At 74.7% G+C, this 7,713-nt stretch carries 7 protein-coding genes and 1 pseudogene; 7 read left to right on the top strand and 1 reads right to left on the bottom strand.

The genetic code is table 11. The features are described from left to right. Nucleotides 1-380: pseudogene (locus tag F2B26_RS17245) on the bottom strand (helicase-associated domain-containing protein); the annotation flags it as partial. Nucleotides 381-531: 151 nt separating this feature from the next. Here F2B26_RS17245 and F2B26_RS12995 point away from each other — a divergent pair. The 7 genes from F2B26_RS12995 to F2B26_RS13025 form a co-directional block, all read left to right on the top strand. Beyond that, on the top strand, nt 532-1,833 hold the full coding sequence (locus F2B26_RS12995; protein ID WP_159810044.1) for an MFS transporter: 1,302 nt from the start codon (nt 532-534) through the stop codon (nt 1,831-1,833). Nucleotide 1,834: 1 nt separating this feature from the next. Continuing rightward, complete coding sequence (locus F2B26_RS13000; RefSeq protein ID WP_159810046.1) at nt 1,835-3,061, top strand: M20 metallopeptidase family protein; 1,227 nt, start codon at nt 1,835-1,837, stop codon at nt 3,059-3,061. 121 nt (nt 3,062-3,182) lie between these two features. Further along, nucleotides 3,183-4,433, top strand: coding sequence for an EAL and HDOD domain-containing protein (locus F2B26_RS13005; protein ID WP_159810048.1), 1,251 nt, complete (start codon nt 3,183-3,185; stop codon nt 4,431-4,433). Between the two features lie 157 nt (nt 4,434-4,590). Next, nucleotides 4,591-5,856, top strand: coding sequence for an EAL and HDOD domain-containing protein (locus tag F2B26_RS13010; RefSeq protein ID WP_159810050.1), 1,266 nt, complete (start codon nt 4,591-4,593; stop codon nt 5,854-5,856). A 97-nt stretch (nt 5,857-5,953) separates the two neighbouring features. Further along, on the top strand, nt 5,954-6,337 hold the full coding sequence (locus tag F2B26_RS13015; RefSeq protein ID WP_159810052.1) for a cold-shock protein: 384 nt from the start codon (nt 5,954-5,956) through the stop codon (nt 6,335-6,337). A 1-nt stretch (nt 6,338) separates the two neighbouring features. Beyond that, the gene (locus F2B26_RS13020) at nt 6,339-7,235 is read left to right on the top strand and encodes a DUF3027 domain-containing protein (RefSeq protein ID WP_159810054.1); all 897 of its coding nucleotides are present in this window, start codon (nt 6,339-6,341) and stop codon (nt 7,233-7,235) included. Then, the coding region (locus tag F2B26_RS13025) for a sacsin N-terminal ATP-binding-like domain-containing protein (RefSeq protein ID WP_328698680.1) at nt 7,232-7,713 on the top strand (482 nt) is incomplete at its 3' end. The genes F2B26_RS13020 and F2B26_RS13025, both read left to right, overlap by 4 nt.

Here is a 7,713-nt window from a genome sequence, read left to right on the forward strand (position 1 = left end):
TAGGGCCCGAGCTGCTCGGCCAGACCGGGCGCGGCGTGCAACCCGTCCTCGTCCGCCCAGACCAGGGCCGCGACCTGCACGTCCGCGAGGGCGCGCTGGACCTGCGCCTGCACGTCCTGCGGTGCCTGCGGGCCGGCGAGCGCGTCGAGCACCGCTGCTGCGTCGACCGGTTCGCCGAGCGCCACCACGGCCTCGAGCACCTGCAGGCAGGTGGCGTCCTGCCGGGCGAGCGCGCGCTCCAGCCCCGCGCGGCTGGTGGCCCGCACCGCCAACGAGGCGAACGTCGACGGCGACGGGGAGGCCAGGTCCGGCCGACGGCGCAGCAGCTCGACGAGCTCGGCGTCCGAGCGCGCCCGCAGGGCCGAGGTGAACGTGACCATCCGCACCACGATACGGCGGCAGCAGGCTGCGTCCGCTGGTGCGTGCAGGTCAGCGACGTGCGACCGGCACCGCGTGGGGGCTGGACGGCGCGAGGTACCCGGGCGATAGCCTGCGCGTCTGCGCGGGGTCGGTGCCGTCGAGGGAGCTCTCATGGCAGTTGCACGGTGGCGGGTGGTCACCGCGAGCACCGCGGGGATCTTCGTCGAGTCGCTGGACTGGACCATGTACGGCCTGCTGGCGCCGTACTTCGCTGGGCAGGTCTTCGCCGGCAAGGACGCGGTGACGCAGGTGCTCAGCGCGTACCTCGTGTTCGCCGTCGGGTTCGTCGCCCGGCCGGTCGGCTCCTTCGTCATGGGGCGGATCACCGACGCGCGCGGCCGACGGGCCGGTCTGCTGGCCTCGGTGAGCCTCATCGCCGTCGGCTCGGCCGTCATCGCGCTGGCCCCCACGAGCGCGGTGGCCGGCGCCTGGGCGGGTGTCGTCGTCGTGGCGGCCCGGCTGCTGCAGGGCATCGCGATGGGCGGCGAGGTCGCCACCGCGGCCACCTACGTCGTCGAGGTGGCCCCGGCCGACCGGCGCCACCGGTACGGCGCCTTCGCCTACTCCGGGGACGCGCTCGGCACCCTGGCCGGCACGATCGTGCTCGCCGTGCTGCTCGCCACCCTGGGCGCCGACGGCGTGCGGGACGGCGGCTGGCGCATCGCGTTCGCCGTGGCGGCCGCGTGCGGTCTGCTCGCGGTGTGGATCCGACGCGGCGTGCCCGAGTCCGAGGTCTTCGAGAAGGCGAAGGCCGCGGGCGCCGAACCCGTCGGCCCGCTGCTGCGCTCGCACGCGCCCCGGATGGCGCTCGCGTTCATGCTCACCATCGGCTCCACGATGGGCGTCTACTTCGGCAGCGTCTACCTGCCGCAGTTCGCCGCGCACACCGGCCGCTACACCGAGGAGGCTGCGACCAGCCTGCACACGGCCGCCCTCGTCACGCTGCTCGTCGCGATGATCGCGTCGGGGTTCCTGGCCGACCGGTTCGGGCCGATCCCGGTGATCCGCGCCGGGTTCACCGCCGCGGCGGTGCTCGTCGTGCCGCTCATGTGGGGGCTGGCCAGCGGGGCGGTGCCCTACCTGGTCGCGGCCCCGGTCTTCACCGCCTGCGTCGGGCTGCAGCTGGGCGTCACACCGGTCGCCGGTGCGCGGCTGTTCCCGGTGCCGATCCGGGCGGTCGGCCTGGGGGTGCCCGCCGGGCTGGCGATCGCGCTGTTCGGCGGCACCTTCCTCTACGTGGCCGAGTGGCTCGTGAGCAACGACGCGCTGCGGCTCGTGCCGGTGTACGCCGGGCTCGGGCTGGCCGTCTCGGCGGTCGGGTCGTGGCTGGTCTCGACCCGGCTCATGTACCCGGTGGACACCCTGGTCGGCACCCGTGCGGGTGAGCCGGCCCTTGCGATCGAGGAGATCTGACATGCACCTGTCGACGGCGACCCTCACCGGTCTGCGCACCGAGGCGGCCGCCCAGCTGCCCCAGGTGGTGGCCCTGCGGCACGCGCTGCACCGCACCCCCGAGCTCGGTCTGCAGCTGCCTGCCACCCAGCGTCTCGTGCTGGACGCCCTCGCCCCGCTCGACCTGGAGATCAGCACCGGGTCGGCGCTCACCTCGGTGGTCGCCGTGCTGCGCGGGGCCCGGCCCGGCCCCGCCGTGCTGCTGCGCGGGGACATGGACGGGCTGCCGGTCACCGAGGACACCGGTGAGGAGTTCACGTCGCAGAACGTCGGGGTGATGCACGCCTGCGGGCACGACCTGCACACGTCCGGTCTGGTGGGCGCCGCCCGGCTGCTGGCCGCCCGCCGCGAGCAGATCGCCGGGTCCGTGGTCTTCATGTTCCAGCCCGGTGAGGAGGGCGACGGCGGGGCCGAGCTCATGATCGCCGAGGGCGTGCTGGACGCCGCCGGGGAACGCGTCGTGGCCGGGTACGGGCTGCACGTGATGAGCTCGCTGCTGCCGGCCGGTGCCGTCATCTCCCGCCCGGGTCCGATGCTGGCTGCGGCCGACTCGGCGCGGATCACGGTGCACGGCCGGGGCGGGCACGGCTCGATGCCGCACCTGGCGGCCGACCCGGTGCCGGTCGCCGCGTCGATCGTGCTGGCGCTGCAGCAGATGGTCACCCGGGAGTTCGACGTGTTCGACCCCGTCGTCGTCACGGTCGGGCACCTGCAGGCGGGCACGGTGAACAACGTGATCCCGTCGCAGGCGCTCGTCGAGGTCACGTTGCGCTCGTTCTCGGCCGAGGGGCGGGCCAAGCTCGCCGCCGGGGTGCGGCGGGTGGCCGAGCACATCGCGCTCGCGCACGCCATGACGGCGACCGTCGAGTACGAACCGGGCTACCCGGTGACGGTCAACACGGCCGTCGAGGTGGACCGCACCGCCGACGTGACGGCCGGTCTGTTCGGGGAGCGGGCGTTCGCGCTGGCGCCCTCGCCCATCCCCGGCGCGGAGGACTTCTCCTACGTGCTCGAGCAGGTGCCGGGGGCCTTCTTCGGGCTGGGTGCCACGCCCGACGACGTCGACCCGGCGACCGCGCCGTACAACCACTCGGCGCAGGCCCGGTACGCCGACCGCGCGCTCGCCGTCGGCCCGGCGGTGCTGGCCGGGCTCGCCCTGGACCGGCTCGCGCAGGAGGAGCCCGTCTGACTCGTCTCCCGGGGCGGACCAGGACTCACCCGGGCAACGGTTGAGTGCGTGAGCACACCTGCCGATGAGTGCAGCACGACGTGCCGAGACTGAGACGTCGCCATCCCTGGGGGTGATCCGCATGGTCGACAGCCGCACCGTCGAACGCGCCCGTCGCGCGCCCACCGTCGGGACCACCGTCGCGGTCGCCCTCCAGCGCATCGAAGACACCGTCGGCCGGGCCGTCGGGCACGAGCTGCTGTTCCGCCCCACGACCGCCGCGGACGGCTCCGGGCTGGGCGCCGCCGGCTTCGACGACGACGCGGCCACCGCGAGCGTGCTGTCGGTGGTGACCTCATACCTCGACGTGGCCGAGCTCGCGGGTGACGGGTTGCTGTTCGTCAACCTGCCGCGCTCGTTCGTGGTGGGCTCGCTGCCGCTCACGCTGCCGCCGGGGCGGGTGGTCCTCGAGGTGCTGGAGCGGGTCGAGCCCGACGACCAGGTCCGTGCGGCGCTCGTGCACCTGCGCGCCGCGGGGTACCTCGTCGCGCTCGACGACATGGCGCCCGACGACCCGCGCCTGGTGCTCGCCGACCTGGCGGACGTCGTCAAGGTCGACCTCGCCGACGCGCCGGGCGACCGGCTCGTCGACCTGGTCGCCCAGATCCGCGCCGTCGCCCCGGGCGCCCGGCTGGTCGCAGAGCGGATCGAGACCCCCGCCGACCGGGCGCAGGCCGTCGCCGCCGGGTTCACCCTGCTGCAGGGCTACCTGCTGTCCCGGCCCGCCGTCGTCGGTCGCGGTGCGCTCGCGCAGCACGCGCCGACGGCGGCGCGGCTGCTCGCCCTGGTGATGGATGCCGGGACGTCGACCGGTGAGCTGGTCGAGCAGATCGCCAGCGACCCGGGCATCACCGTCAAGGTGCTGCGTGCGGTCAACAACGCCAGCGGTGCGCGCAGGGTGGTGGTCGACCTGTCCCAGGCGCTCGCGCTGCTCGGTCGCGAGCGGCTGCGTCAGCTGCTCGTGCTCGACCTGGTGGCCGGTTTCGGGCACCGGGACGACGAGCTGCCGGTGCGGGCGGTGGCCTGGACCCATGCCGCCCAGATGCTCTGCCCGGACCGGCCGCAGGAGGCCGCCGCAGAGGCGCTGGTGCGGCTGTGCGCCGACCTCCTGGCGGCAGACCCGGCACGGATCGCCGACTGGTTGGGCCTGGCCCGGCCGGAGCCGGCGGTCGCCGCGGCGTGCGACGCCCTCGACGCCTACGTCGACGCGGCCGACCGCGGGGAGCGGCCGACGGACCTGGCCCCGTTCGACCCGCTCGAGGTGTCCCTGGCCTGGTTCACCGGACTGGCCGAGGGCCGGGCGCTGCTGGCACGGTTGGTGCCCCGGGGCTGAGGTCGCGGGCCGAGGTCGCGGGCCGAGCCCGACCCTGGGCCGAGCTCATGCCGCTGAGCAGCGCAGATGCGTGCCGGGCGAACTTCGACCCGCTCGGTCAACTTCGCCCCACCGATGCCGATTCGTTCCTCGACATCGGTGACAGCAGGGGGACGGCGTGGCGCGACGGACGGGGTACGGGGGTCTGACGCGGCTGCCCGACATCGGTCTGACCGTCTGCGTCGCCCGGCAACGGATCCAGGACGCCTCCGGCCGGCTGGTGGGGCACGAGGCGCTGTTCCGCCCGAGCCGCACCGCGGAGGTGTCGGGCGAGGGTGGTGCGGACTTCGACGACGACCTCGCGACGGCCACCGTGATCTCGGTGGTCACCACCGAGTTCGCGCTCGACGAGATCGGCGGCCAGGACCTGCTGTTCGTCAACCTGCCGCGCTCGTTCGTCGTGGGGGAGCTCCCCGTCTCGCTCACCCCCGGCAAGGTGGTGCTCGAGCTGCTGGAGCGCGTGCCCGTCGACGACGAGGTGCGGGCGGGTCTCGAACGCCTCGTCGCACGCGGCTTCACCATCGCGCTGGACGATGTGCTGCCGGGTGACCCGCGCCTGACCTACACCGACCTGTGCGGGTACGTGAAGATCGACCTGTCGGCCGTGACCGGGCCGGCGCTGACCCGGCTCGTCGAGCAGGTGCGCGAGCGGGCCCCGCACGTCCAGCTGGTCGCCGAGCACATCGAGACGCCGGCGGACCGTGACCTGGCCGTCGGGCTGGGCTTCGACCTGTTCCAGGGCTACCTGCTGAGCCGGCCCGCCGTGATGGCACGCGAGTCGCTGGCGCACCACAACCCGACGGCGTCCACGCTGCTGCACAAGCTGTCGGTGCCCAGCTCCTCGACCCGCTCGTTGGCCCGGCTCGCCTCGGCCGACCCGGCGATCGCCGCCCGGCTGCTGCGCTCGGTGAACAACGTCACGGGTGTGCGGCTGCCGGTCACCGACCTGGTGCGGGCGATCGCGCTGGTGGGGCGCCAGCGCTTCCACTCGATCCTGGTGCTCGACATGGTCGCCGAGCTGGGGCACGACGACGACGAGCTGCCGTTGCTCGCGGTGGCCCGCAGCCGGGCCGCCCAGCTGCTGTGCCCGGACGATCCGCTGCTGGCGGCGACCGCGGCGGTGGTGCGGCTGTGGTCCCAGCTGCTCGACCTGACCCCGGAGCAGGCCGACCGGTGGCTGGGCGTGCCGCCGCCGCCGGTGCGGGTGCGGGCCATGTGCGATGCGCTGGACGCCTACCTCGAGGCGGCCGACCGCGGGGAGCCGGTCGACCTCGGCGACGACTTCAGCCCGCTCGCCGTGTCGGTGGCCTGGCTCACCGGTCTGCGTGAGGGGCGCGAGCTCATCGGGCAGGTCGCGCTCAAGGGTCGACGGACCCGGCGCTGATCCGGTGGTGCCGGCGCGGGGGTGCGTGCCGCGCAGCCCGGTACCCTGGTGACCAGCCGCGCCCATCCGGGGCGCGACCGACTCACAGAGGTGCCAGGTGCCCACCGGCAAGGTCAAGTGGTTCGACACCGAGCGCGGCTTCGGATTCATCGCCGGCGATGACGGCGGCGAGGTCTTCCTGCACGCGTCCGCGCTGCCGGCCGGGGTGGAGTCCCCCAAGCCCGGGACCCGCGTCGACTTCGGCGTGGCCGACGGCAAGCGCGGTCCGCAGGCGTTGTCCGTGAAGCTGCTCGACCCGGTGCCGTCGGTCGCGAAGGCGCGTCGTCGCCCGGCCGACGAGATGGCCATCGTCGTGGAGGACCTCATCAAGCTGCTCGACAAGGTCGGCAACGACCTGCGTCGCGGGCGCTACCCGGAGAAGGCCCGCGCCACCCAGTACGCCCAGCTGCTGCGCGCCGTCGCCGACGACTTCGAGGCCTGAGATGGCCACCAAGGACGCGGTGCTCGACCGGGCGGTCGACCTGGCACGTGAGGCGGCGCTCGAGATCGCCGAGCAGCCGGCAGACGTCGGCGAGCACCTCGGCTCCACGCTCGACGGCGAGCGCCTGGTGAGCCACCGGTTCGCGTGCGAGGCCCGCGGCTACCGCGGCTGGCAGTGGACCGTGACGCTCGCCCGGGTGCCGCGCGGCCGTGTCGCGACGGTGTGCGAGGCGGTGCTGCTGCCCGGCCCGGAGGCGATCCTGGCCAAGGAGTGGCTGCCCTGGTCGCAGCGGCTGCAGCCGGGGGACATCGGCCCCGGCGACGTGCTGCCGTTCCGGGCCGACGACCCGCGTCTGGTGCCCGGCTGGACACCCAGCGGGGACGAGGAGCAGGACCTGGTCGCGATCGACGAGCTCGCGCTGGCCCGCGAGCGGATCCTGTCGCCGGCCGGCCGCGACGAGGCCGCGATGCGCTGGTACCGCGGTGCGCAGGGGCCGACGTCGGCCGGTGCGCTGGCCGCGACCGCCGCCTGCTCGACCTGCGGGTTCCTGGTGTCGTTGCAGGGCTCGCTCGGTCAGGTGTTCGGTGTGTGCGCCAACGAGTGGTCGCCGGAGGACGGGCGCGTCGTCAGCCTGGACCACGGCTGCGGGGCGCACTCGCAGACCGATGTGGAGCCCGAGGCCACCCAGTGGCCCGAGCCCGACCCGCTCATCGACGACCTGCGGCTCGACCTGGTCGCCCCGGCTGTCGAGCCGGTGGTGGCCGAGGTGGAGCCGGCGGCCGACGTCGTCGAGCTCACCGAGCCGGTCGACGCCGTGACCGAGCCCGCAGAGCCCGACGCGTCCGTCGAGCCGACGTCCTCGGTCGCGATCGACGAGACCGAGCAGCCTGCGGGGTGAGCGCGGACCCCTTCGGCACGGCGGACCTGCGAGCCGCCGTCCTGGGGACCTGGCGCAGCTCACCGGCGCGTCTGCGTGAGGACGCGAACACCGAGGAGGACCACGCCCGCGGCTACTACCGCGACCGCGTGCTCGTCGACCTCGCGCAGAACGCGTCCGACGCCGCCGTGCGCGCCGGCGTCCCGGGCCGGCTGCTGGTGCGCCTCGAGGTCGACGACGACGGCCTGCTGCTCACGGTGGCCAACACCGGGGCGCCGCTCGACGCCGCCGGGGTGGCCGCGCTGGCCTCGATGCGCGCCTCGGCGAAACGGGACGAGACGGGGCTGGTCGGCCGGTTCGGCGTCGGCTTCGCCGCGGTCCGTGCCGTGGCCGACGAGATCGAGGTGCGGTCGGCCACCGGATCGGTCGGCTTCACGCTCGCCGGTACCCGCGCCGCACTGGCCGACGCCCCGGCCGCGCTGGCCGCCGAGGTCGCCCG

The organism is Cellulomonas citrea, assembly GCF_009829685.1.
Classification (GTDB): Bacteria; Actinomycetota; Actinomycetes; order Actinomycetales; family Cellulomonadaceae; genus Cellulomonas; species Cellulomonas citrea.